Genomic DNA, 23,205 nt, shown 5'->3' on the forward strand with positions numbered 1-23,205 from the left:
GCAATGGCACGCAGTAAATGGGGGGTGCGCCCCGGCATGGTTTCCCGGCATGCAAGGTGCTGCCGATATCTTAGTCAGGCCCGCCCAGGCAGCGGGGTGTCATCAATGGCGTGAATGCGCAGTGATCGGGGCCCTTTGTCATGCCGCTGGCCGCATGGCGCTTGCAGCCTGAAGCCGCTTGGAGTACAAATGTGCTCCATGACTATCCTATCTCCCAAACGCGCCGCCATCCTTACGTTCATCCGTGATCGCATTGCCGATCACGGGCAGCCGCCGAGCCTGGCAGAAATCAGCCAAGCCTTCGGCTTTGCCTCGCGCAGCGTGGCGCGCAAGCATATCGTGGCCTTGACCGAGGCCGGTTTCATCGAAGTCACGCCCAACCAGGCACGCGGCATTCGCCTGGCGCGCAGCCAGCGGCGCCCCGAGCTGTTGGAAATTCCGGTGCTGGGCCGGGTGGCGGCGGGGCGGCCGATCGACCCGGACGTGGGTGTGCACGACCAGATGGTGTTCGACGCGCGGATGTTCGCGCGCACGCCAGACTTCCTGCTGCAGGTGGCCGGTGACTCGATGATCGGCGACGGCATTCTCGACGGCGACCTGGTGGGCGTGAAGCGCCAGCACTATGCCCGCAACGGCCAGATCGTAGTGGCCCGCCTGGACGGCGAGGTGACCATCAAACGGTTGGAACTGAACCGCGACGGCGTTCGCCTGATGCCGCGCAACCCCGATTATGAACCCATCGTGGTTGACGCCGAGCAGGAACTGGTGATCGAAGGCATCTTCTGCGGCCTGGTGCGTCGCTGATGGGCGCGGTGGTCAGCCTGGATGGCCTGCTCGATGAGCGCCGGGTGTGGAAGGGGCGGGCCCAGGCCCAGCCCGTTGCCGCCCAGCCTACCGGCCATGGGGTACTGGACCGCGCCTTGCCCACCGGCGGCTGGCCACCGGCGGCCCTCAGTGAAATTCTCATTCCCTGTGCCGGCAGCGGTGAACTGCGCCTGTTGTGGCCCACCCTGGCGCGCTTGAGCCAGGCGGGCGAGCGCATCGTGCTGGTGGCACCGCCGTTCATTCCCTATCCGGCCGCCTGGGAAGCCGCAGGCATCGACCTGCGCCAGTTGGCCGTCATCCAGGCCCAGGGCAACGAAGCCCTGTGGGCCGCCGAGCAATGCCTGCGTTCGGGCAGTTGCGCTGCCGTGCTGTGCTGGCCGCAGACCGCCGATGACCGCGCCCTGCGTCGCTTGCAGGTAGCGGCCGAAACCGGCCAGACCCTGGCGTTCGCCTGTCGGCCCCGGCAGGCGGCCAATAACCCGTCGCCGGCGGCGCTGCGCATAGCCATCGACCTGCGCCCGGCACAACTGCGCGTGCTCAAGTGCCGGGGCGGGCTGGTACCGGCCGCGCCGCTGGCCTTCAGCGCGAGCGCCTGAGGTTGCCATGCTCTGGGCGTGCATCCTGTTTCCACAGCTGGCGCTGGACAGCGCCCGTCGCCGTCGCGAAGACCCTGACGCGCCGCTGGCATTGATCAGTGGCCCGGCCCAGCGCCGGGTGCTGCAAGCCGTGAACCCGGCCGCCCGCGCCTTGGGACTGCACCCGGGGCAGACGCTGACGGCCGCCCACGCCCTGAGCCGCGATTTTGCCACCCAGGAACACGACCCGGCCGATATCGAGCAGTGCCAGCAGTTTCTCGCTGCCTGGGCCTACCGCTTCAGCTCCCAGGTCAGCCTGCATTACCCCCGAGCGCTGTTGCTGGAAGTGCAATCGAGCATGGGCCTGTTCGGGCCCTGGCCGCAGTTCGAGGCACGCTTGCGTGCAGAATTGCAGGCCTTGGGCTTCAGTCACCGCATCACCCTGGCGCCCAATCCGGTGGCCGCGCGCATGCTCGCCAACGGCCATGACGGCCTGGCGGTACTTGAGCCTGTGCAATTGCCGGCGGCCCTGGCACCCTTGTCCATCGAGCGGCTGGGGTTGGCCCGTGACACCGCCACGGCGTTTGCACGCATGGGCCTGCGCCATTTCGGCCAGGTCCAGGCCTTGCCCCGGGACACCGTGGCCCGGCGTTTCGACGCCGCGGTGCTGATGCACCTGGACACCCTGGGCGGGCTGCGGCCGCTGGCGCTGTCGTTCTATACCCCGGCGGACTTTTTCGAGCAGCGCATCGAGCTCAATTTCGACGTCGAATCCCATCAGGCCCTGCTGTTTCCCCTGCGCCGGTTGATCAACGACCTGGCGGCCTACCTGGGTGGGCGTGACAGCGGCGTGCAGCGCTTCACCCTGCACCTGGAACACGCCGAGGGCGAGGACACGCTGGTGCCGGTGGGCCTGCTGGGCGCCGAGCGCGATGCCAGCATGCTGTTCGAGCTGGCTCGCGGCCGCCTGGAGCCGGTGCAGGTCAAGCGCCCGGTCCGCAATGTGCGCCTGGTGGCCCGCGACCTGCCGCGCTTCGTGCCCACCCACCAGACGCTGTTCGACCAGCGCCCGCAGCAGTCCCAGCCCTGGGAGCAGTTGCGGGAGCGGTTGCGCGCGCGGCTGGGCGACGACGCCATCAGCGGTATTGCCGCCCGTGCCGATCACCGCCCGGAGCGTGCCTGGCTGGCCGACACTGTGCCCAAGGCGTTGCTGGCGCCCAGCGCGGCTCCACGCCCTGGCTGGCTGCTGGCCGAGCCCCAGGCCTGGGCCGACTGTGACGTGCGAGTGCTGGCCGGGCCCGAGCGCATCGAGTCGGGCTGGTGGGACGGTGGCGACATCCGCCGTGACTACTTTCTGCTGGAAACCGCCAGCGGCCAGCAGGCCTGGGCTTACCAGACGGTGGGTGACGAAGGGCGCCTGTGGCTCCAGGGCTGGTTTGCATGAGCGCCGATGTGGCCTACGCCGAGTTGCACTGCCTGTCCAATTTCAGCTTCCAGCGGGGTGCCTCCAGCGCCCAGGAGCTCTGCGAGCGCGCCAAGCGCCATGGCTACCAGGCGCTGGCGATCACCGACGAGTGCACCCTGGCCGGTATCGTGCGCGCCTGGCAGGCCGCCAAGGCCTGCGGGCTGCCGTTGATCGTGGGCAGCGAGATGCGCATCGACAACGGCCCCAAGGTCGTTCTGCTAGTGGAAAACCTGGCGGGTTACCAAAGCCTGTGCCAGTTGATCACCTTGGCCCGGCGACGCGCGGCCAAGGGCGAATATCAGGTGTTGCGCGAGGACTTCGCCCAGGTGCCGCTCGATGGCCTGCTGGCCCTGTGGCTGCCGGACAACACCAGTGACCTGGCCCCCGGCCACTGGTTGCGCGGGGTGTTCGGTAGCGAGCGGCTGTGGCTGGGCGTGCAACTGCACCGTGGCGCCGACGATGCCACGCGCCTGGCGCAGTTGCGGGCCCTGGCGGCGCAACTGGGCTTGCGCGCGGTAGCCAGCGGCGACGTGCACATGCACGCCCGTGGCCGTCGGGCGCTGCAGGACACCATGAGCGCCATCCGCCACCACACCACCGTGGCCGAGGCCGGCCACCGGCTGTTTGCCAACGGTGAGCGGCATTTGCGGCCGCTGTCGGCCCTGGCCGAACTGTACCCCCGGGACTTATTGGACGAATCGGTCGATGTTGCCCGGCGCTGTACGTTTCACCTGGGGCAGCTGCGCTATCAGTACCCCCGCGAGTTGGTGCCCGACGGCCATACGGCCAGCCAATGGCTGCGCGAGCTGACCGAACAAGGTATCCGCTGGCGCTGGCCGCAGGGGCCGCTGCCGGCCGCCCGCGAGCAGATCGACAAGGAACTGGCGCTGATCAGCGAGCTGGGCTACGAAAGCTATTTCCTCACCGTGCACGACATTGTGCGCTTTGCCCGCGAACGCCAGATCCTCTGCCAGGGGCGCGGCTCGGCGGCCAACTCGGCGGTGTGCTTCGCCCTGGGCATCACCGAACTGGACCCCGGGCGCATGAACATGCTGTTCGAGCGGTTCATTTCCAAGGAGCGCAACGAACCGCCGGACATCGACGTCGACTTCGAGCACGACCGTCGCGAAGAAGTCCTGCAGTACGTGTTCAACCGCTACGGCCGGCGCCGTGCCGCCCTGACGGCGGTGGCCAGCAGCTACCGGGGTGCCGGCGCGGTACGTGACGTGGCCAAGGCCCTGGGCCTGCCGCCCGACCAGGTGAACGCCCTGGCCGACTGCGTGGGCCGCTACAGTGACCGGGTACCGCCGGTGGAGCGCCTGTGCGAGGCCGGTTTCGACCCCGACAGCCCGGTGTTGCGCCGAGTGCTGGCGCTCACCGGTGAGCTGATGGGCTTCCCCCGGCACCTGTCCCAGCACCCCGGTGGCTTCGTCATCAGCGAGCACCCCCTGGATACCCTGGTGCCGGTGGAGAACGCGGCCATGGCCGAGCGCACCATCATCCAATGGGACAAGGACGACCTGGACGCGGTGGGCCTGCTCAAGGTCGACGTGCTGGCCCTGGGCATGCTCAGCGCCCTGCGCCGCAGCTTCGACCTGCTACGCCGCTATCGTGGGCGCGACCTGACCCTGGCGACCATTCCGGCGGAGTGCGCGCGCACCTACAGCATGATCAGCCGTGCCGACACCGTGGGCGTGTTCCAGATCGAATCGCGGGCGCAGATGGCCATGCTGCCGCGGCTGCGGCCCAAGGTGTTCTACGACCTGGTCATCCAGGTGGCCATCGTGCGCCCGGGGCCTATCCAGGGCGACATGGTTCACCCGTACCTGCGCCGGCGTAATGGCGAGGAGCCGGTGGTCTACCCGTCCGAGGCATTGAAAAAGGTCTTCCAGCGTACCCTGGGCGTGCCGCTGTTCCAGGAACAGGTCATGGAACTGGCCATCGTTGCCGCCGACTACAGCCCCGGCGAGGCCGACCAGTTGCGCCGCTCCATGGCCGCCTGGAAGCGCCACGGCGGCCTGGAACCGCATCAGATCCGCCTCACCGAAGGCATGCTGCGCAACGGCTACAGCGAGGAATTCGCCCAGCGCATCTTCGAGCAGATCAAAGGCTTTGGCAGTTACGGCTTCCCGGAGTCCCACGCGGCCAGTTTCGCCCTGCTGACCTACGCCAGCTGCTGGCTCAAATGCCATGAGCCGGCGGCTTTCACCTGTGCGCTGATCAACAGCTGGCCCATGGGCTTCTACAGCCCCGACCAGCTGCTGCAGGATGCCCGCCGCCATCAGTTGCAAACCCGCGCCGTGGACGTGCGCCACAGCGACTGGGACTGCACCCTGGAGCCGTGCGGGGCAGGGCAGCCGGCCATTCGCCTGGGGCTGCGGATGATTCGTGGCTTGCGCCAGGAGGACGCCGTGCGTATCGAGCAGGCACGGGCTACGCGGCCTTTTGCGGATGTCGGTGACCTGTGCCAGCGCGCGGGCCTGGACAACCGCGCCCGCGCCTTGCTGGCCGACGCCGATGCCTTGCAGGGCCTGGCGGGCGACCGCTTCCGCGCGCGCTGGGAAGTGGCCAGCGTGGAGGCGCAACTGCCGCTGTTCGCCGGCCTGCCCAGCCGCCAGGACACCCCCGTGGCCCTGCCGGTGCCCAGCGTGGGCGAGAACCTGGTGGCCGACTACGCCACCGTCGGCACCACCCTGGGGCCACACCCGCTGACCCTGCTGCGGCCTGAATTGCAGCGCCTGCGTTGCCGCAGCTCCCGGGACCTGGCCAGCATCGAGCACGGCCGTCACATCAGCGTCGCTGGCCTGGTCACCGGCCGCCAGCGCCCGCAGACCGCCAGCGGGGTGATCTTCGTGACCCTGGAAGACGAGTTCGGCATGGTCAACGTGGTGGTGTGGCACGACCTGGCCGAACGTCAGCGCAAGGCGCTGATCGGTTCGCAATTGCTGCAAGTGCATGGGCGCCTGGAGTCGGAGAGCGGGGTGCGGCATGTGATTGCGGGTAAGCTGACGGACCTGACCCCATTGCTGGGCGGGCTGGATACCCGGAGCCGGGATTTCCAATGACCTGTGGCGGGTGTCAGGCGTCCGGGTGCTGGCCGGCCAGAATCTGCCCAGCCTGCTGCACGCTCAACGGGTAATCAAAGAACCGCCGGTAAAACCCCATGGTCTGCTGCACCATGTCCACGTCCTTGAACCGCTGCGGGTGCAGCTGTTGCCCCGCCCACAGCAACTGCAACCCCACCTCGGTGCCATAACGATCCCACGGGAACACACCGGCCGGGTTGCGCAGCACCTTCACGCCCTGCAGTTGCCAGAGCAACGGCACCTGCTTGAGGTCACCGGCATCGGCCGCCAGGATGACCACGTCCGGGTGCCAGGCCAGCACCTGCTCGGCATCCACGGCTTGCAGGTTGCCCTTGAGGCCAGTGGCGGCGTTGCGGCCGCCGGCCAGGTTGATCCAGGTGTTGATCAGGGTGTCGGCGCCGTCGACTCTCAGCGGGTTCAGCGAGGCAATGTGCAACACGCGCGGGCGCTGGGCGTCCGCAAGGTCGGCGGTGCGCCGGTGCAGGTCCGTCACCTGGCTGTCGAGCCAGGCGTTGTAGTCATGGGCGCGCTGGCGCGCGATATCGGTGTTCAGGGCCAGGGCGGTGACCGTCAGGCTGTGCTCAAGCCCTGGCAGGTCGTTGAAGCCCATGCGCACCACGGCAATGCCGGCCTGCTGGTAGGCCAGCGCCTGGCGATCACCCGTGCTGGTGAACACCAGGTCGACCTTATCGGCCAGCAAGGTTTCGACATTGAACGCCGTGCCGTTCACTGTCTGCGCCTGGTTGAGCGACGGCTGCACCTTGAACATCCACGGCTGGCGGTCGGCGTGGTTGACGGTGGCGACGATGTTGCCACCGGCACCCAGGGTCATCATCAACGCGTGATGGGCGAACCAGCCATCGGCGATGCGCTGGGGGTGGGCTGGGGGGTCTACCCACTGGCCACTGTCATCGGTGACCGGCACCGCCAGCGCGACGCTGCTGCACAGCGCCAGGGCCAGGACGGCTAAGCGCATCACAGGTCCACCTGAATAGAGGCCTGCAACATGCGCGGGGCGCCCAGTTGCGCGCTGGCGTTGCCCACACCGCTGTAGCCGTTCAGGCCGCCGGGCACGATGTTGGCCCAGTAGCGTTCGTTGGTCAGGTTGGTGACCTCCAGACGGTACACGGTGTTGCGCTGCATCAGGCGGGTGGTGAAGCTGGCGCCCATGTCGAAGGTTTCGTAGCTGCTGACCCAATGGCTATCAGTGTCGTCCGTAGGGCGGGCACCCACATAACGAGCATTAACATTCAGTGCCAACCCATTGATTTGCGGAACTTGGTATTCGGTCAACAGGCTGGCGGTGTAACGTGACAGGCCGACGATGCGGGTGTCATCGGTACTGGCCGTGCCGGTGTCCAGGAGCTTGGGGTCCAGCCAAGTCAGGCCGCCAAACATGCGGACGTTGCTGCTCACCTTGCCGTCGGCCATGAACTCGATGCCACGGTTGCGTTGCTCGCCGGCCACGCCATAGACGTCATCATGCAGGTAGGCATAAGGCCGTTTGATCTGGAACGCGGCCAACGACAGGTTGACGCCACCCAGCGCCAGCTTGCTACCGACTTCCCACTGGCGGCTGCGGTAGGGCGCCAGGATGTTTCCGGCACCCGGGTCGCCGGTGGGGATGGTGTCGCCTTGCTGCAGGCTGTCGGCATAGGTCACGTACAGCGTCAGGTCGTCGACTGGCTTGTACATCAGGCTGCCGGCGCCGCTCAGGCCGTGGTCATTCGAGCCGCTGGTCTTCGCCCCGGCCAGGCTGTAGTTGCGCACCGACATCAGGCTCTGGCTGCCTGTGACCATGAAGCTCCACTGCGGAGTAAAGGTCAGTGTGTCGCCAAAAATGAACGAGCGCTGGGTGCTGGTCGCCGAATGATAGCGGTCGGTGAAATCGGGGTAATCCGGCTCGGCGAACTGGGCGGGGTCGCTCAGGCTTGCGCTGCCCAGGGTCTGGGTGGAGCCATCGACCGGGTTGAAGTTCTTCCAGTCGAAACCGCTGAAGCCCAGGGTCAGGTCATGACGCACCGACCCGGTCCACTCGGTCCCGTTGAGGTTGGCCAGGTAGCTGTTGATGGTGAAACGGCTGGCCGTGGCGGTGGACACGGTGGTGTTGTATCGGCCACCCACGCCGGTGAGCGTATTGGTCACCCCCGTGGATTCTCGATCCGCGATCTGCCGCAACAACCCCACATCCAGCTTCCAGGTGCCGTCGAAATCATGCTTGAAGTGCACGCTGGCCGTGTCGGTGGTGTCATTGTCACCGGCGTAGTTCTGCCCCAGGTTGTTCCGGGTTGGGTCCAGGGCATGGGGGAAGCTGGCATTGGTTGCCAGGGCGAACTTGCCCGGCAAGCCTTTGGCCAGGTAGTTGTAGTGGCTGAAGTTAGTCTCGATGACGCTGTCGTCGCTCACCTGGAAGTCCAGCGCCAGGCTCACCAGTTGGCGGCGCAGGGTGCTGCCGGGGCTGTAGCTGTGGCCTTGCTCGTCCATCAGGTTGAGCCGGTACTTGATCTTGCCTTCGGGGTCGAACGGGCCGCTCAGGTCGGCCGCCTTCAGCCAGCTCAGGCCCGTGCCCACGCCCACGGTCACGCGGTTTAGGCGCTCGTCGGTGGGGCGTTTGGAAATGAAGTTGAACGTACCGGCCGGGTTGGCCGGGCCGTACAGCGAGCCGGCCAGGCCGTTGAGCACCTGCACGTCGTCGAACTGCTCGGCGGGGTAATCCGTGGTCGACACCACGTTTAGACCGTCCAGTCGGGTGTTCTGCACCACGCTGCCCTGCATGCCGCGGCTTTGCGGGCGTGCGCCGTCACCTTGCACCGACGGCAGGTAGCGCAGGATATCCTTGACGCTCTTGAGTTGCTGGTTCTGGATCAGATCGTGGGGCACCACGTTGATCGAATAGGGCGTGTCCAGCAACCGCCGATTGCCCAGCGGGCCCAGGTTCGCGCTCTTGTCGCGGGCCACCTCGGCATCGTGCTCGTCCGCGGTTTCCTTGACGCCATTGACGGTGATTGCGCCCAGTTGGATCGGCACGGTGTCGGCAGCGTGGGCAAGGTTGACGGCTGCGGCCAGCATCAGCGGGGCATAAGGGAGACGCTTCATGCAAACACTCTCACAAGGGGGCGAAAAAACGGTGGTGGTCACTGTCGATCTGGCGCACGGGCACGCCGTACAGGCGCTGCATCAGGGCTGCGTCGATCACCTGGTGGGGCGTGCCGTCGGCGATCAATCGCTGTTCGTGCAACACCCACACGCGGTTGGCGCCGGCCAGTGCCTGCTCGGGGCGATGGCTGGTGGTGAGAATGGCCAGGCCGCTGGCGGCCAGTTGCTGCAAGCGGTCGAGCAGGCGCAACTGGTGGCCGAAATCCAGGCCGGTCACGGGCTCATCCAGCACAATCATCCGCGCCTGCTGCACCAACGCCCGGGCAATCAGTACCAACTGGCGCTCGCCCCCGGACAGTTCGGTGTAGGTGCGCCGCGCCAGGTGCTCGATGCCCAGGTCGTGCAGCGCGCGGCTCACAGCGTCCAGGTCGCCGGCATTCGGGGCGCGGCCCAGGCCAGTGATGGGCAGGCGGCCCTGGCTGACAATTTGCTGCACGTTGTAGGGAAAGCTCGGCACGTGGCTTTGCGGCACGTAGGCCAGTTGCCGGGCGATGCGGCGGCGGTCCAGCGAAGCCAGCGGCTGACCGTTCAGGCGCACCTGGCCGCTGGCCGGCTTGAGCAGCCCCAGCAGAATCTTCAACAATGTACTCTTGCCCGCGCCGTTGGCGCCCAGCAAGGCGATGCAGTCACCCGCTGCCACGTTGAGGTTGATGTCGGCAAACAGGCTGCGTGTGCCCAGGCGGTAGCCGATGGCCTCGGCTTGCAACAGCGGCGTGCTCATAGCCACCCCCGGCGCACTCGGTGCAGCACCAGCACGAAAGCCACGGCACCCAGCAATTCGGTGACAATGCCCAGCGGCACTTCGCCTGCGCCCAGGCTGCGCGCCACGGCGTCGGCGGCCAACAGAAAGCAGGCGCCCAGGCCTGCGCTGACGGGCAGCAGCCGGGCATTGGCCGGGCCCACCAGCAGCCGCGCCAGGTGCGGCACCAGCAAACCGACCCAGCCCACCATGCCGGCGATGCTCACGGTCAGCGCGCTGATCAGCGTGGCAAGCACGATCACCCCATACCGAATCCGTCGCACCGGCACGCCCAGGCTCAGCGCTTCATCGTCGCTGAGCGACAACGCATCAATGGCGCGGCCCAGCAGGCACAGCACGCCAATGGCCAGCAGCAACAGCGGTGCGGTCAGCTTCAAGGACTGTTGATCCACGGCGCTCAGGCTGCCCAACAGCCAGTAGACGATGGTAGGCAACTGGTTCAGCGGATCGGCCACGTACTGGGTGATGGACAGCAATGAGGTGAACAGTGCGTTGGCGACGATACCGCCGAGCACCAGCATCAGGATGGAGGTCATGCCAACCAGATTGGCGATGGTCACCCCCAGCGCCACCGCCGCCAGGCCGGTGAGGCAGGCCAGCAGGGGAATCCACACTCCATGCAGATTGGCGACAATGCCCACCGCCGCGCCAAACGCACAACCGCTGAGCACCCCCAGCAGCCCCGGCGACACCAGCGGGTTGCGAAACACCGCCTGGTAAGCTGCCCCGGACACCGACAGTCCGGCACCCACCAGCACCCCGGCGATAACCCGTGGCAGGCGGCTGTCGAACACCAGGCTATGCAGCAGGGCGTATTGATCGGCCGGCAAGTGCGCCCAGCCGGCCCAGGCACCCAGGAACTGGAGCAATTGGGAAAGGGGCAGCGGATAGCGCCCGATGGTCAGGGCCACCAGGCTGGCAAGCGTCACGGCCGCGAGGCTGAGAGCTGCAGGGTAGAGCGGTGCGGCACGTGACATCAGCGGGGTTCGATTTCAGGCGTTGTAACAAAAAGTATATAGCGCCTGAAGTAAATGAACCAGAACGTACATTATGAAAAAAGATTTATGTTGGGGGGCCTTTTCAAATCAAACGCCGAAACACAAGCGGACGGCCTCAAATGGCAGTGAGGCTATCAAGGCAGGACCCGCAAAACCGAGCCCAAAAAAAGAGCCATTACCACCGGGGGGAGCGGGGATAACGGCTCAACAAGGGGCGTCAAGCAGTTGGTAATCTCGACGACCGGCAATGTATCAGTGGGTCTGTTTGTTAGCTACCTATCAAAAGGAAAGGGTGTTTTCCTTTTCAGGTAACAATGCGCTGGGGGCGGGGCGTTAAGGCGGTGTCAGCAGCGTGCGCGCTTGGGCGAAGCACTTCTCGGCAATGGCCGAGCGCGGCTCGGTGCGGCGCATGATCAAACCAAGGGGTGCCAGCACCTCGGCGTCGGGCAACTCCAGCACGCCCACGTGCTCACTCAAGGCTTCGAAACCGCCGTCCAAGGGCATCACCGCGCAGCAAAAGCCGGCCTGCAGGGCCTGGATCAACTGGAAGGTGGAGTCGCTTTCCAGCACCGGTCGCGGGTTCAGGCCGCGGCTGCGGAAACTCAGGTCCACCGATTTGCGAAAGTGCATGCCGTTGAGGATCATCCCCAACGGCAGCTGCGCAGCGTCTTCCCAACTGATGTGGTCGCTGTGAAAGGTGAAATAGCGCTTGTCGTACAGCACGCCGACCCGGGTCGAGGACAGCTCGAAAAACTCGAAATGGTTGGCGTTGACCTGGTCCAGGTAGCAGATGCCCAAATCGACCTGGTTGTTGGCCAGGGCGGCGAAGATGTCATCGCTGGTCATGGTCGACACACTGAAGCCCAACTCCGGAAACTCCTTGGCCAGGGCCTGAATGAACTGGGTGGTGTTGAAGCTGCTCAGGGGTACCACGCCCAGGCGCAGGTCGCCGATCAACTGCCCGCGGCAGGCGGCGGCTTCGGCGTACAGGCCGTCGTGGGCAGCGATCAGCGTGCGCGCCCAGGCCAATACGCGCTCACCGGCCGGGGTGAAACCCTCGAAACGCTGGCCACGGTTGACCAGCACGATATTCAACTCGTCTTCCAGGTTGCGCAGGCGCATGGACAGGGTGGGCTGGGTGATGTTGCAGCGCGCGGCAGCCTGGCCGAAATGGCGCGTCTGGTCCAGGGCAATGAGGAATTTGAGTTGTTTGATATCCAAGGCAACACCGGCTCAGCAGTTGGGCAAAGCAGTAGGGTGGGTCATTACGCGGGTGCAGACAAGCGTATTCAACGGTCGAGACGGCCGTTCAGCCACCGGTCATGTTCATGAACCGCACCACCTGCACATCGTCGTTGTGCTGAAAGTCGTGGCGCCACGGCTTGATTTTCATGGCGTCGACAATGGCCTGCTCCACCTTGTGCGGTTGGCCAGGATGCGCGCGCAGCACCGCTTTGAGGTCCACGCCGTGCTCGTTGCCCAGGCACAGCAGCAACCGGCCTTCCACTGTGACGCGCACGCGGTTGCAGGTGGCGCAGAAGTTGTGGCTGTGGGGCGAGATAAAGCCAATGCGGATATGCGGCGCTTCGGCCAAGCGCCAGTAGCGCGATGGGCCCTGGGTGGATTCGGCGGAGTCGAGCAGGGTGTAGCGCTGGCTCATGACCTCGCGCACCTGGGCGCTGGAGAAGAACGCTTCGGCGCGGCTGTGCTCGCTGATCACCCCCAGCGGCATTTCTTCAATAAAGGAAATATCCAGGCCACGGTCGATGGCGAAGGCCACCAGGTCGTTGATCTCGTGATCGTTGCGGCCCTTCATCACCACGCAGTTGAGCTTGGTGTGAGTGAACCCTGCGGCGTTGGCAGCATCGATGCCGTCTATCACGGTGGCCAGGTTGCCCGTGCGGGTCAGCTCCTTGAAGCGTGCCGGCTCCAGGCTGTCGAGGCTGATATTGAGGCGTTTGACGCCGGCGTCCTTGAGCGGCTGGGCCAGTTTGGCCAACTGCGAGCCGTTGGTGGTCAGGCACAGTTCGCGCAGGCCGGGCAGGGCGGCGATGCGCTGGCACAGCTCGACAATGCCCTTGCGCACCAGTGGCTCGCCGCCGGTGAGGCGGATTTTGCGGGTGCCCAGCGCCACGAAGCGCTCGGCCAACTCGGCAATCTCCTCCAGGCCTAGAATACGCTGGCGCGGCAGGAAGGTCATGTCTTCGGCCATGCAGTATACGCAGCGAAAATCGCAGCGGTCGGTCACCGACAGGCGCACGTAGTCCACGCGCCGGGCGAAGCCGTCTACCAAGGTCCGATCAGACATGCATACCTCATTGAACAGGTCATTCGTGGGGCCAGAATAAGGGGGAGGTGGGCACAGGTCTAATTACTTCTCCTGAATACATGATCGACCCCATCTATGATGGGGAGCTGCAAGCTACCAGTTTGCATCTCGCCATCATAGATGGGGTCGATCATGCGTTCATTAATAGCAATTGGACAGCTACCAGGCCCGGGAATAGCCTGACATTCTGAATTCACTGCACGAACACGGAGTGCCCATGTCCCAGGTCGAACGCTATAAACCCTATAAAGGTGCCGCAGCCGGTTGGGGCGCTCTGGTAGCGGTGACGCGCAGTTGGCTGGGTAGCAAGAAGGCCCTGACCAACATCCGCGCCATGCTCAAGACCAACCAGAACGGCGGCTTCGACTGCCCGGGCTGCGCCTGGGGCGAGTCGCCGGAAAACGGCATGGTCAAGTTCTGCGAGAACGGCGCCAAGGCGGTGAACTGGGAAGCCACCGGGCGCTTGGTGAACCCGGCGTTCTTCAGCAAGTACACAGTGGCGGCGCTGGCCTCGCAAACCGATTACTGGCTCGAATACCAGGGCCGCCTGACCCACCCCATGCGCTACGACGCCGCCAGCGACAAGTACGTGGAAACCAGCTGGGAGGATGCCTACGCGCTGATCGGCAAACACCTCAATGCGCTGGCGTCGCCGGACCAGGCCGAGTTCTACACCTCGGGCCGGGCCAGCAACGAGGCGGCCTTCCTGTATCAGCTGTTCGTGCGAGCCTATGGCACCAACAACTTCCCCGATTGCTCGAACATGTGCCACGAAGCCAGTGGCGTGAGCATGAAAGAGACCCTGGGCGTGGGCAAGGGCACTGTGATGTTCCATGACCTGGAACACGCTGACGCCATCTTCGTGATTGGCCAGAACCCTGGCACCAACCACCCGCGCATGCTCGAACCGCTGCGCGAAGCGGTGGAACGCGGCGCCCAGGTGATCTGCATCAACCCGCTCAAGGAGCGTGGCCTGGAACGCTTCCAGCACCCGCAGCACCCTCTGGAGATGCTGGGCAACGGCTCCAAGCCCACCAGCTCTGCGTATTTTCGGCCGGCCCTGGGGGGCGACATGGCCGTGTTCCGCGGCATGGCCAAGTTCCTGCTGCAATGGGAGCGCGAGGCCCAGGCCAAGGGCGAGCCAGCGGTATTCGACCACGCCTTCATCGCCGAGCACACCACCGGCATGGACGCCTACCTGGCTGAAGTCGACGCCACGCCGTGGCCGCACATTATTGAGCAGTCGGGCCTGAGCCTGGCTGACATCGAACTGGCCGCCAGCATGTACCGCAAGGCCGAACGCGTGATCATGTGCTGGGCCATGGGGCTTACCCAGCACAAGCATTCGGTGCCAACCATTCAGGAAGTGATCAACGTGCAGCTGCTGCGCGGCAACGTCGGCCGCCCGGGCGCCGGCCTGTCGCCGGTGCGTGGCCACAGTAACGTGCAGGGCGACCGCACTATGGGCATCGACGAGAAACCGTCGAAAGCCCTGCTGGACGCCATCGAGAAACGCTTCAACTTCACCGTGCCCCGCGAAGTGGGCCACAACGCGGTGCAGGCCATCGGCGCCATGGAGCGCGGTGAAGCCAAGGTGTTCATCGCCCTGGGCGGCAACTTTGCCCAGGCCACGCCCGACACACCGCGCACCCATGCCGCGCTGCGCAAATGCGACCTCACGGTGCATATCGCCACCAAACTCAACCGTAGCCACCTGGTCACCGGTCGCGACGCGTTGATCCTGCCGTGCCTGGGCCGCACCGAAATCGACGTGCAGGTCAACGGCCCGCAGGGCATCACCGTGGAGGATACCTTCAGCATGGTGCACATCTCCCACGGCCAGCTTAAACCACGCTCGCCCGCCTTGAAGTCGGAACCGGCGATCATTGCCGGCATCGCCGCCGCCACCCTGGGCAACCACCCGGTGGACTGGCACTGGCTGGTGGGCGACTACAGCCGCATTCGTGACCTGATCGCCGACACGCTGCCTGGTTTCGACAATTTCAACGAGCGCCTGCAACACCCGGGCGGCTTCCACCTGGGCAACACCGCCGCGCAGCGCGTGTGGAAAACCGCCAGCGGCAAGGCCCAGTTCACCGCCAGCCTGCTACCCGATGACCTGGTTGACGCCGGTGTGCGCAAGATGAACGTCACCCCGGACCTGATCCTGCAGACCATGCGTTCCCACGACCAGTACAACACCACCCTGTATGGCCTGGATGACCGCTATCGCGGTGTGTACGGCATGCGCGACGTGGTGTTCGTCAACGAGGCCGACATCCGCAAGATGGGCATGGAACCGGGGCAGAAAGTGGACCTTGTGGCCCTGTGGGACGACAACCGTGAGCGTCGGGTCAAGGGTTTCACCCTGATTGCCTACGACATTCCACAAGGCCAGGCCGCCGCCTACTACCCGGAAACCAACCCGTTGGTGCCGCTGGAAAGCTACGGTGACCGTACCTTCACGCCAACGTCGAAGTTCATCGCCATCAAAGTGGAAAAGGCCAGCGATAGCGGCTTGATTTCCGCCGCTGTGGCCTGACAAGGCTGCACATCCACCCGTAGCCGCTGCCCGCGGCAGAGGCTACGGGGTTTTGCATGATCTTTGCCTTACCGTGAATTTCTCCGCCTCGCCGTGTTCCAACAGCGATGCCCCGGAGAATGGACGCCATGGATCACCCCCGCCGAACCCTGCTCAAGGCCCTGCTGGGCGCCTGGACGGCCGCGCAAATTCCCTTTGCCTTGGCCGCGCCGATCGACACCGCCGACCAGGGCGATTTCCTTGCCCTGTCCGCGTTGATCGCCGGCCAGCAAGCCCTCGACCGGGCCTTGGCTGATGCGCTGCAACAGGCCTTGAGCGAACTGCATCCCGGTTTCAGCGACCAGGTCACCCAGGTGCTGGCCCTGATCGAAGCCCGCCACCTCGACGCCGCCACACTGCAACCCAGCCTCGACGCCGAGCAATCGCCCTTGGCTCATGTCCCCCGAGCCATGGCCCGTGGCTGGTTCATGGGCATTGTCGGCAGCGGCGTCCAAGCTCGCTGCGTCGCCTATGAAAACGCCCTCAACGCGCAGATGGTCAGCGACGTGCTGCAACCGCCCAGTTACGCCCTGGGTGGCTACGGCGTCTGGGCTTCGAAACCGCTGGGGACATAGGCCATGACGGATACCCTGAGCGCGGACGTGGTGGTGATTGGCAGCGGCATCGTCGGTGCCACCGCCGCGCGACGCCTGGCGCAGCAGGGCGCGTCGGTGCTGATTCTGGAGGCGGGCGGGCAGATCGAACACGCTCAGGTGGTGGCAGCCTTTCGCGCCTCACCGCGCAAGCACGACTGGCTGGCGCCGTACCCCTACCATGACTGGGCACCGCACCCCCTCTACCAGCCCGAGCCCAACGGCTACCTGGACCAGGCCGGGCCGTACCCCTACGAAACCCAGTACATCCGTGGCGTGGGCGGTACCAGCTGGCACTGGGCCGCGCAGGCCTGGCGCCTGCTGCCCAACGATTTCCAGATGAAAAGCCTGTACGACGTGGGCCGGGACTGGCCCATCAGCTACGCCGACCTTGAGCCGTTCTACCAGGACGCCGAAAGGCTGATGGGCGTGTCTGGCGCCGACAACACCGGCTCGCCGCGCAGCCAGCCGCTGCCCATGGCGCCAGTGGCCGAGCCGTACGCCATGGCCCGCATCCGCGAGCGCCTGGCGCCGGCCTACGCCGTGGTGGGCAACACGGCGGCGCGCAACAGCCAAGTCTACGACGGCCGCCCGCCGTGTTGCGCCAGCAACAGCTGCCAGCCCATTTGCCCGATCAATGCCCAGTACCACGGCGGCATTGCCATCCAGCAGGCGCTGGCCGCGGGCGTGCGCCTGCAAACCCGAGCGGTGGTCTATCGGCTGGAGCACGACGCGTCAGGGCGTATCGTCGCCGCCCACTATTATGACCCGGACAAGCAGGCGTACCGGGTCACCGGCCAGACCTTCATCCTCGCCGCCAACGGTATCGAAAGCCCCAAGCTGCTGCTGATGTCGGCCAGCGACCGTTTCCCCCATGGCCTGGCGAACGGTTCGGGCCAGGTGGGCCGCAACCTCATGGACCACCCCAGTACCTCGCTCAGCTTCGATGCCGACGAAGCATTGTGGCTGGGCCGCGGCCCGCAGAGCCCAAGCTCCATCAACACCCTGCGCGACGGCGACTTTCGCCGCCACCGCGCCGCCTACCGCCTGGATTTCACCAACGTGTCGCGGGTGGACACCGCCACCCAAGCACTGCTCAAGGCTGGCGTCTACGGTGCCGAATTCAAGACCCAATTGCGCCACCGCGCCGCCTTTGAAATGAGTGTCAAGGACGTGCTGGAATTGTTGCCACACCCCGACAACCGAGTAACCCTGAGTGACCGTCGCGACACGCTGGGCTTGCCCACGCCGCGGCTGCATTACGCTATCGACGACTACACCCGGCGCGGCGCCGAGGCCTCGCGTCAGGATTTCCTGCGTATTGCGCAGTTGATGGGCGGCACCAACCTGCGGCATAGCAAGCCGGGAGCGTTTTCCAACAACCAGCACATCACCGGCACGCTGGGCATGGGCAATGAACCGGCCACGTCAGTGTGCGATGGTGAGGGCCGCTGCCATCAGCATGACAATCTATTCTTGTGCGGCACCGGGGTGATGCCCACCTCGGCCACCGTCAACTCGACGTTGACGGCGGTGGCATTGGCCTTGCGCAGTGCCGGGGCCATCATTGATAAGCAAAGCTGAATAACTGCTTTAAAAAACAAACTTATCAAAATAATCTGCATCCTCGACAATGGGTTCCATACGTCCAATAACAATGAGGTTTCCACCATGCAAGACGTCGTCATCGTCGCCGCCACCCGTACTGCGGTCGGCAGCTTCCAGGGCTCGCTGGCCGCTATCCCCGCCGTTGACCTGGGCGCCGCGGTCATCCGCCAGTTGCTGGCCCAGACCGGTCTGGACGGCAGCCACGTGGACGAAGTCATCCTCGGCCAAGTGCTGACCGCCGGCTGTGGCCAGAATCCCGCCCGCCAGGCGGCCATCAAGGCCGGGCTGCCGGTGGCCGTGCCTGCCATGACCTTGAACAAGGTCTGCGGCTCGGGCCTCAAGGCCTTGCACCTGGGCGCCCAGGCCATTCGCTGCGGCGACGCCGAGGTGATCATCGCCGGTGGCCAGGAAAACATGAGCCTGGCCAACTACGTGCTGCCCGGTGCCCGCACCGGCCTGCGCATGGGCCACGCCAACATGATCGACAGCATGATCAGCGATGGCCTGTGGGATGCCTTCAATGACTACCACATGGGCATTACCGCCGAGAATCTGGTGGAAAAATACGGCATCAGCCGTGAAGCCCAGGATGCCTTCGCCGCGGCCTCGCAAGCCAAGGCCGCCGCTGCCATCGAGGGCGGGCGCTTCGTCGAGGAAATCACCCCCATCCTGATTCCCCAGCGCAAGGGCGACCCCCTCGCTTTCGCTACCGACGAACAACCGCGTGCCGGCACCACCGCCGACAGCCTGGCCAAGCTCAAGCCGGCCTTCAAGAAAGACGGTAGCGTCACCGCCGGCAATGCCTCGTCGCTGAACGACGGCGCTGCCGCCGTGATGCTGATGAGCGCCGCCAAGGCCCAGCAACTGCGCCTGCCGGTGTTGGCGCGCATCGCCGCCTACGCCAATGCCGGCGTCGACCCAGCCATCATGGGCATCGGCCCGGTCAGCGCCACGCGCCGCTGCCTGGACAAGGCCGGCTGGACCCTGGAGCAACTGGACCTGATCGAAGCCAACGAAGCCTTCGCCGCCCAGGCGCTGTCGGTGGGCAAGGAACTGGGTTGGGACAGCGCCAAGGTCAACGTCAACGGCGGCGCCATTGCCCTGGGCCACCCTATTGGTGCATCGGGTTGCCGCGTGCTGGTGACCTTGCTGCATGAAATGATCAAGCGTGACGTGCACAAGGGCTTGGCGACGTTGTGCATTGGTGGTGGGCAGGGTGTGGCGTTGGCGCTCGAACGCGTTTGATCCCCTGTGGCGGCCCGTGGCCGCGAACCGGGCGCCGCGGCCCTGGAGGCTTTACACGCGCCGACGCTGGCACGCCAGGGCGCTGAGTGCAATCGCCAGGCCGGCCAGGCCGAATACCCAGGGGGCGGAGGCTACCGGCAGCAGGATGCCCGCCAACAGCGGCCCGAGGCCGGCGCCCACGTCGCGCCACACGGCGTTGGAGGCCAGTGCCTGCACGCGGCCGGGGCCGGGGTTGCGCTCGGCCACCAGGGTGGCCACCAGCGGCAGTTGCAGGGCGCGCAGCACCAGTACTGCGGCGCCACCGACAATCACCCAGTGGTTGCCGAACACCGTCAGTGCCAGCGCACTGCTGATGGAGAACACCAGCAGCATGGCGGTGGCACCAAAGCGTTGCGCGGCCCAGCCGCCCAGGGGGCTGAGGACCAGTTCGGAGAAATAGCGCAGCCCCATCAGCACGCCGGCGATCATCATCGCGTCGCCGCCCAGCACCTTTTGCGCCTGCAACGACAGGCCGAAGATGAACAGCCCGTCCAGCGCCACGCCTTCGATGAAGGACCACACTGCCACGCTGTCCGGCGCCTTGAAGCGCTTGCCGCCGCTGTTCATGGCGTGGGGCAGGGCGGGCAACCGCCGGGCCACGAAGAAGCCCAGGGTGCAAGTGCCGGCCAGAATGAAAAAGATCGCCCGCGGGCCCAGCCACAGGCTCAACGCGGCACCCGCCGGCAGCGCCAGCATCGGCCCGATGGCCGCCAGCGCCCGTGCCCGTCCAGAGCGCCGCGCGGCGCCGCCGGGTTCATGGGTGGCCATCACCTGGGTGGACAGGTTGAAGGCGGCAAAGCACAGGCCCCACACCAGCCGCAGCCCCAGCAACCAGGCGAACCCCGAAAACGTGGCATTGCCCAGCGCGCACACGGCCGCCGCAGCCGCCGCGATCATGCTGGTCAGGCGGTCGCCGTTGCGGGCGTAGAACCGCACGACCTGGCTGTAACCCACGATGCGCACCAGCCGATTCGCCGCCAGCAGCACACCGGCCTGGGCGAGGGTGATGCCGAAGGCCTGGGGCTGCATGGGCAGCAGCAAGTACAGCAGGACGTCGCTTGGCAGGCACAGGGCCATGACCAGAGCGGCGTAGCGGGATTGTCGATCGGCGGTTTGCGAAACGCTGGGCACTGCACTCTCCACCCAGGGAACGGGGGAGCATCATGCCGTGAGAAAGTGGATCCGGGCAAGCCTTGACGGCTTGCCCGGCACTGCATCAAAAGATGTAGTCAGTGGTCAGGAAGTTCGACTTGCGGTCGTGGATGATGTCGCTGATCAACGTCTTGTTCGCGTCCTGGAACTTGGTGGCCACCAAGGTACGGATCGAGAACGTGCGCAGGGCGTCGAACACCGACAGGGTGCCTTCGGCCGAGTTCTTGCGGCCGTTGAACGGGTAGGTGTCCGGGCCGCGCTGGCACTGGGCGTTGATGTTGATGCGGCCTACCTGGTTGGCGAAAATATCCACCAGCTTGCCCACCTGGGTGGCGTCGGTGCCGAAGATACTCGCCTGTTGGCCGAAGTCCGACTCCAGCACGTAGTCGATCACGGTTTCCAGGTCACGGAACGGCACGATTGGCACCACCGGGCCAAACTGCTCTTCCTCGTACACACGCATCTGCGGGGTCACCGGGAACAGCACGGCCGGGTAGAAGAAGTTGCCGCGAATGGCACCGCCACCGGGGTTCACTACCTTGGCGCCCTTGGACTCGGCATCGCTGACCAGGCCCGACAGGTACTCGGTCTTGCCCGACTCAGGCAGTGGCGTCAGTGACACGCCCGCATCCCACGGCATGCCGGATTTCAGCGCCGCCAGCTTCTGGTTGAATTTTTCGATGAAGCTGCCCACCACGTTCTCGTGCACGAACAGAATCTTCAGCGCGGTGCAGCGCTGGCCGTTGAACGACAGCGAGCCGGTGATGGCTTCGTTGACGGCGTTGTCCAGGTCCACTTCCGGCAGGATGATGCCCGGGTTCTTGGCGTCCAGGCCCAGGGCCGAGCGCAGGCGGTGCGGCTTGGGGTGCAGCTTCTTCAGGTCGCTGGCGGCCTTGTGGGTGCCGATGAAGGCGAAGATGTCTATCTTGCCGCTGGCCATCAGGGCGCTGACGGTCTCGCGGCCACTGCCGTAGATGACGTTGATGACGCCAGCCGGGAAGCTGTCGCGGAAAGCCTCCAGCAGCGGGCGAATCAACAGCACGCCAAACTTGGCCGGTTTGAACACCACGGTGTTGCCCATGATCAGCGCCGGTATCAGGGTGGTGAAGGTCTCGTTCAGCGGGTAGTTGTAGGGGCCCATGCACAGGGCCACGCCCAGTGGCACGCGGCGGATCTGGCCCAGGGTGTCCTGTTCCAGTTCGAAGCGGCTGGACTTGCGGTCAACGTCCTTGAGGGCGTTGATGGTGTCGACGATGTAGTCGCAGGTGCGGTCGAACTCTTTCTGCGAGTCCTTGAGGTTCTTGCCGATTTCCCACATCAGCAGGTTGACCACGGCGTCGCGCTGCTCGCGCATGCGCGCCAGGAAACCTTCCACGTGGCGAATACGCTCGGCCACGCGCAGGTTCGGCCAGGCGCCGCGGCCCTTGTCGTAGGCGCGCACGGCGGCGTCCAGGGCGGTGAGGGCGGTGTCGGCATCGAGCAGCGGCGTGCTGCCCAGGATGACCTGCTGATCACCTTCCGGGGTGTTCAGGAAAATCGGGCTGCGCACGGTGGCCAAGGGGCCGTCCCAGCGACGCAGTTCGCCGTCGACCAGATAGTCGCGTTGCTCTACCTGCCCGCTCAGACGGTACTGCTCAGGGATATCCGCTGCTGTGGGGTACAGACTGCTCAGTGGATCTTGGCTCATGACGCTACCTCCATGGATGACCGGGACAAAGATTTCAGCATAGCGCTATTGCCGATCGGCTGAAACGTGTCAGCCCTAAAATAGGTCGGGTTTTTTGCGTGTGCACTTCAGCAGGGCGAGGGCTGTTAAGATAACCGCGCTCTGAACCCCACGAGGAACCCCGCGTTTTGCCTGATACTCCCGCTTTCGAACCGCTGCCCGATGTGCAGAACCCTTTGGTGCAGTACCTGGCCCGCCTGGTACCGTCCAGCCAGTTGACCATGAAGTACGTGCTGCAGGATGCTGCCGATCGCCTGGGGTTTGCCGACACTGACATTCGTGACGTGCCGTGGCACGTGCTGCAACCGGGGCACATCACCGGCCTGGTGGCGGCGTTGCGCGAAGACGGTTATGCGCCCAATACCTCGTCGCTGTACGTCAACGCCATTCGCGGGGTGATGAACGAGGCCTGGCGGTTGAGCCTGATCGACCAGGACCACCTGCTGAAAATGCGCTCGGTCAAGCCCGCCGCCGGCACGCGCCTGAGCCAGGGGCGTAACCTCAAGCGCACGCTGATTCGCGAGTTGATGGACGTCTGCGCCGCCGACCCACGCCCGCAAGGCCTGCGCGATGCGGCGGTGATCGCGATTCTGTATGGCTCGGGCATGCGTAAATCCGAGTCGGTGAACCTGGAGCTGACGCAGATCGATTTCCACGAGCGCAGCCTGCAGGTGACGGGCAAGGGCAACAAGCAACTGGTCAAGTACGCCCCGGCCTGGGCCTTCGACAAGCTCAATGCCTGGCTGGACTACCGCCGCGAGCACCTGGGTGAGGGCGAGCAGGACGACACTTTCCTGTTCAACCGTATCCGCCGTGGCAGCCACATCACCCGCGAGCGCATCACCAAGCACGCCATCTATTATATCGCCCGCCAGCGCGGTGCCCAGGTGGGGGTGAAAATCATGCCGCACGACTTCCGTCGTTCGTTCATTACCCGGGTGATCGAGGAACACGACCTGTCGATTGCGCAGAAGCTGGCACACCACACCAACATCCAGACCACCGCCAACTACGACGTGCGCGACGACAACGAACGCCGCCGCGCAGTGGACCGCTACGACCTGTAA

The 23,205-nt window shown here is 65.5% G+C and carries 17 protein-coding genes; 9 read left to right on the forward strand and 8 right to left on the reverse strand.

The genetic code is table 11. The annotated features are described in order from the left end of the window. Positions 1-189: 189 nt before the first annotated feature. The 4 genes from lexA to PMM47T1_RS16330 are packed head-to-tail and all read left to right on the forward strand — an operon-like array spanning position 190 to position 5,930. Positions 190-804 (forward strand): transcriptional repressor LexA, encoded by a 615-nt coding sequence (lexA, locus tag PMM47T1_RS16315; RefSeq protein WP_043301171.1) that lies wholly within the window; start codon positions 190-192, stop codon positions 802-804. After that, the gene (imuA, locus tag PMM47T1_RS16320; RefSeq protein WP_008370850.1) at positions 804-1,421 is read left to right on the forward strand and encodes a translesion DNA synthesis-associated protein ImuA; all 618 of its coding nucleotides are present in this window, start codon (positions 804-806) and stop codon (positions 1,419-1,421) included. Before lexA ends, imuA begins: the two co-directional genes overlap by 1 nt. A 7-nt stretch (positions 1,422-1,428) precedes the next feature. Further along, entirely contained in the window at positions 1,429-2,844 is a 1,416-nt protein-coding gene (locus PMM47T1_RS16325) for a Y-family DNA polymerase (protein ID WP_008370852.1), read from the forward strand. Beyond that, positions 2,820-5,930: an error-prone DNA polymerase gene (locus tag PMM47T1_RS16330; RefSeq protein WP_202947826.1), complete on the forward strand. Its 3,111-nt coding sequence runs from the start codon at positions 2,820-2,822 to the stop codon at positions 5,928-5,930. Before PMM47T1_RS16325 ends, PMM47T1_RS16330 begins: the two co-directional genes overlap by 25 nt. Positions 5,931-5,943: 13 nt before the next feature. On the opposite strand, the gene PMM47T1_RS16335 is transcribed toward PMM47T1_RS16330, so the two are convergent. From PMM47T1_RS16335 to moaA, 6 genes are all read right to left on the reverse strand, one after another. After that, complete coding sequence (locus tag PMM47T1_RS16335; RefSeq protein ID WP_008370856.1) at positions 5,944-6,927, reverse strand: ABC transporter substrate-binding protein; 984 nt, start codon at positions 6,925-6,927, stop codon at positions 5,944-5,946. Then, positions 6,927-9,047 (reverse strand): TonB-dependent receptor, encoded by a 2,121-nt coding sequence (locus tag PMM47T1_RS16340; protein ID WP_043301172.1) that lies wholly within the window; start codon positions 9,045-9,047, stop codon positions 6,927-6,929. Before PMM47T1_RS16340 ends, PMM47T1_RS16335 begins: the two co-directional genes overlap by 1 nt. A gap of 10 nt (positions 9,048-9,057) precedes the next feature. Next, positions 9,058-9,828, reverse strand: a complete 771-nt coding sequence (locus PMM47T1_RS16345; RefSeq protein WP_008370860.1) for an ABC transporter ATP-binding protein — start codon at positions 9,826-9,828, stop codon at positions 9,058-9,060. Next, the gene (locus PMM47T1_RS16350) at positions 9,825-10,844 is read right to left on the reverse strand and encodes a FecCD family ABC transporter permease (protein ID WP_008370862.1); all 1,020 of its coding nucleotides are present in this window, start codon (positions 10,842-10,844) and stop codon (positions 9,825-9,827) included. Before PMM47T1_RS16350 ends, PMM47T1_RS16345 begins: the two co-directional genes overlap by 4 nt. Positions 10,845-11,198: 354 nt before the next feature. Continuing rightward, on the reverse strand, positions 11,199-12,086 hold the full coding sequence (locus PMM47T1_RS16355; RefSeq protein ID WP_008370864.1) for a LysR family transcriptional regulator: 888 nt from the start codon (positions 12,084-12,086) through the stop codon (positions 11,199-11,201). Between the two features lie 88 nt (positions 12,087-12,174). Continuing rightward, positions 12,175-13,173, reverse strand: coding sequence for a GTP 3',8-cyclase MoaA (moaA, locus tag PMM47T1_RS16360; RefSeq protein ID WP_008370866.1), 999 nt, complete (start codon positions 13,171-13,173; stop codon positions 12,175-12,177). A 238-nt stretch (positions 13,174-13,411) separates the two neighbouring features. Here moaA and PMM47T1_RS16365 point away from each other — a divergent pair, with 238 nt between their 5' ends. The 4 genes from PMM47T1_RS16365 to PMM47T1_RS16380 all read left to right on the forward strand — a co-directional run bounded on the left by PMM47T1_RS16365 (position 13,412) and on the right by PMM47T1_RS16380 (position 19,221). Continuing rightward, positions 13,412-15,736 (forward strand): FdhF/YdeP family oxidoreductase, encoded by a 2,325-nt coding sequence (locus PMM47T1_RS16365; protein ID WP_008370868.1) that lies wholly within the window; start codon positions 13,412-13,414, stop codon positions 15,734-15,736. Positions 15,737-15,864: 128 nt separating this feature from the next. Next, positions 15,865-16,350 carry a sugar dehydrogenase complex small subunit gene (locus PMM47T1_RS16370; protein ID WP_008370870.1) on the forward strand — a complete coding sequence of 162 codons (486 nt, stop codon included), beginning with the start codon at positions 15,865-15,867 and terminating at the stop codon, positions 16,348-16,350. A gap of 3 nt (positions 16,351-16,353) precedes the next feature. Beyond that, complete coding sequence (locus tag PMM47T1_RS16375) at positions 16,354-17,952, forward strand: GMC family oxidoreductase (RefSeq protein ID WP_008370872.1); 1,599 nt, start codon at positions 16,354-16,356, stop codon at positions 17,950-17,952. An 87-nt stretch (positions 17,953-18,039) separates the two neighbouring features. Next, on the forward strand, positions 18,040-19,221 hold the full coding sequence (locus tag PMM47T1_RS16380; protein ID WP_008370874.1) for an acetyl-CoA C-acetyltransferase: 1,182 nt from the start codon (positions 18,040-18,042) through the stop codon (positions 19,219-19,221). 51 nt (positions 19,222-19,272) lie between these two features. On the opposite strand, the gene PMM47T1_RS16385 is transcribed toward PMM47T1_RS16380, so the two are convergent. Continuing rightward, entirely contained in the window at positions 19,273-20,337 is a 1,065-nt protein-coding gene (locus tag PMM47T1_RS16385) for an MFS transporter (RefSeq protein WP_443216101.1), read from the reverse strand. A 139-nt stretch (positions 20,338-20,476) separates the two neighbouring features. Then, positions 20,477-22,099, reverse strand: a complete 1,623-nt coding sequence (locus PMM47T1_RS16390; RefSeq protein WP_008370877.1) for an NADP-dependent glyceraldehyde-3-phosphate dehydrogenase — start codon at positions 22,097-22,099, stop codon at positions 20,477-20,479. 167 nt (positions 22,100-22,266) lie between these two features. Between PMM47T1_RS16390 and PMM47T1_RS16395 the strand changes: the two genes are divergently transcribed. Further along, the gene (locus PMM47T1_RS16395; protein ID WP_008370880.1) at positions 22,267-23,205 is read left to right on the forward strand and encodes a site-specific integrase; all 939 of its coding nucleotides are present in this window, start codon (positions 22,267-22,269) and stop codon (positions 23,203-23,205) included.

The organism is Pseudomonas sp. M47T1, from assembly GCF_000263855.1.
GTDB lineage: Bacteria > Pseudomonadota > Gammaproteobacteria > Pseudomonadales > Pseudomonadaceae > Aquipseudomonas.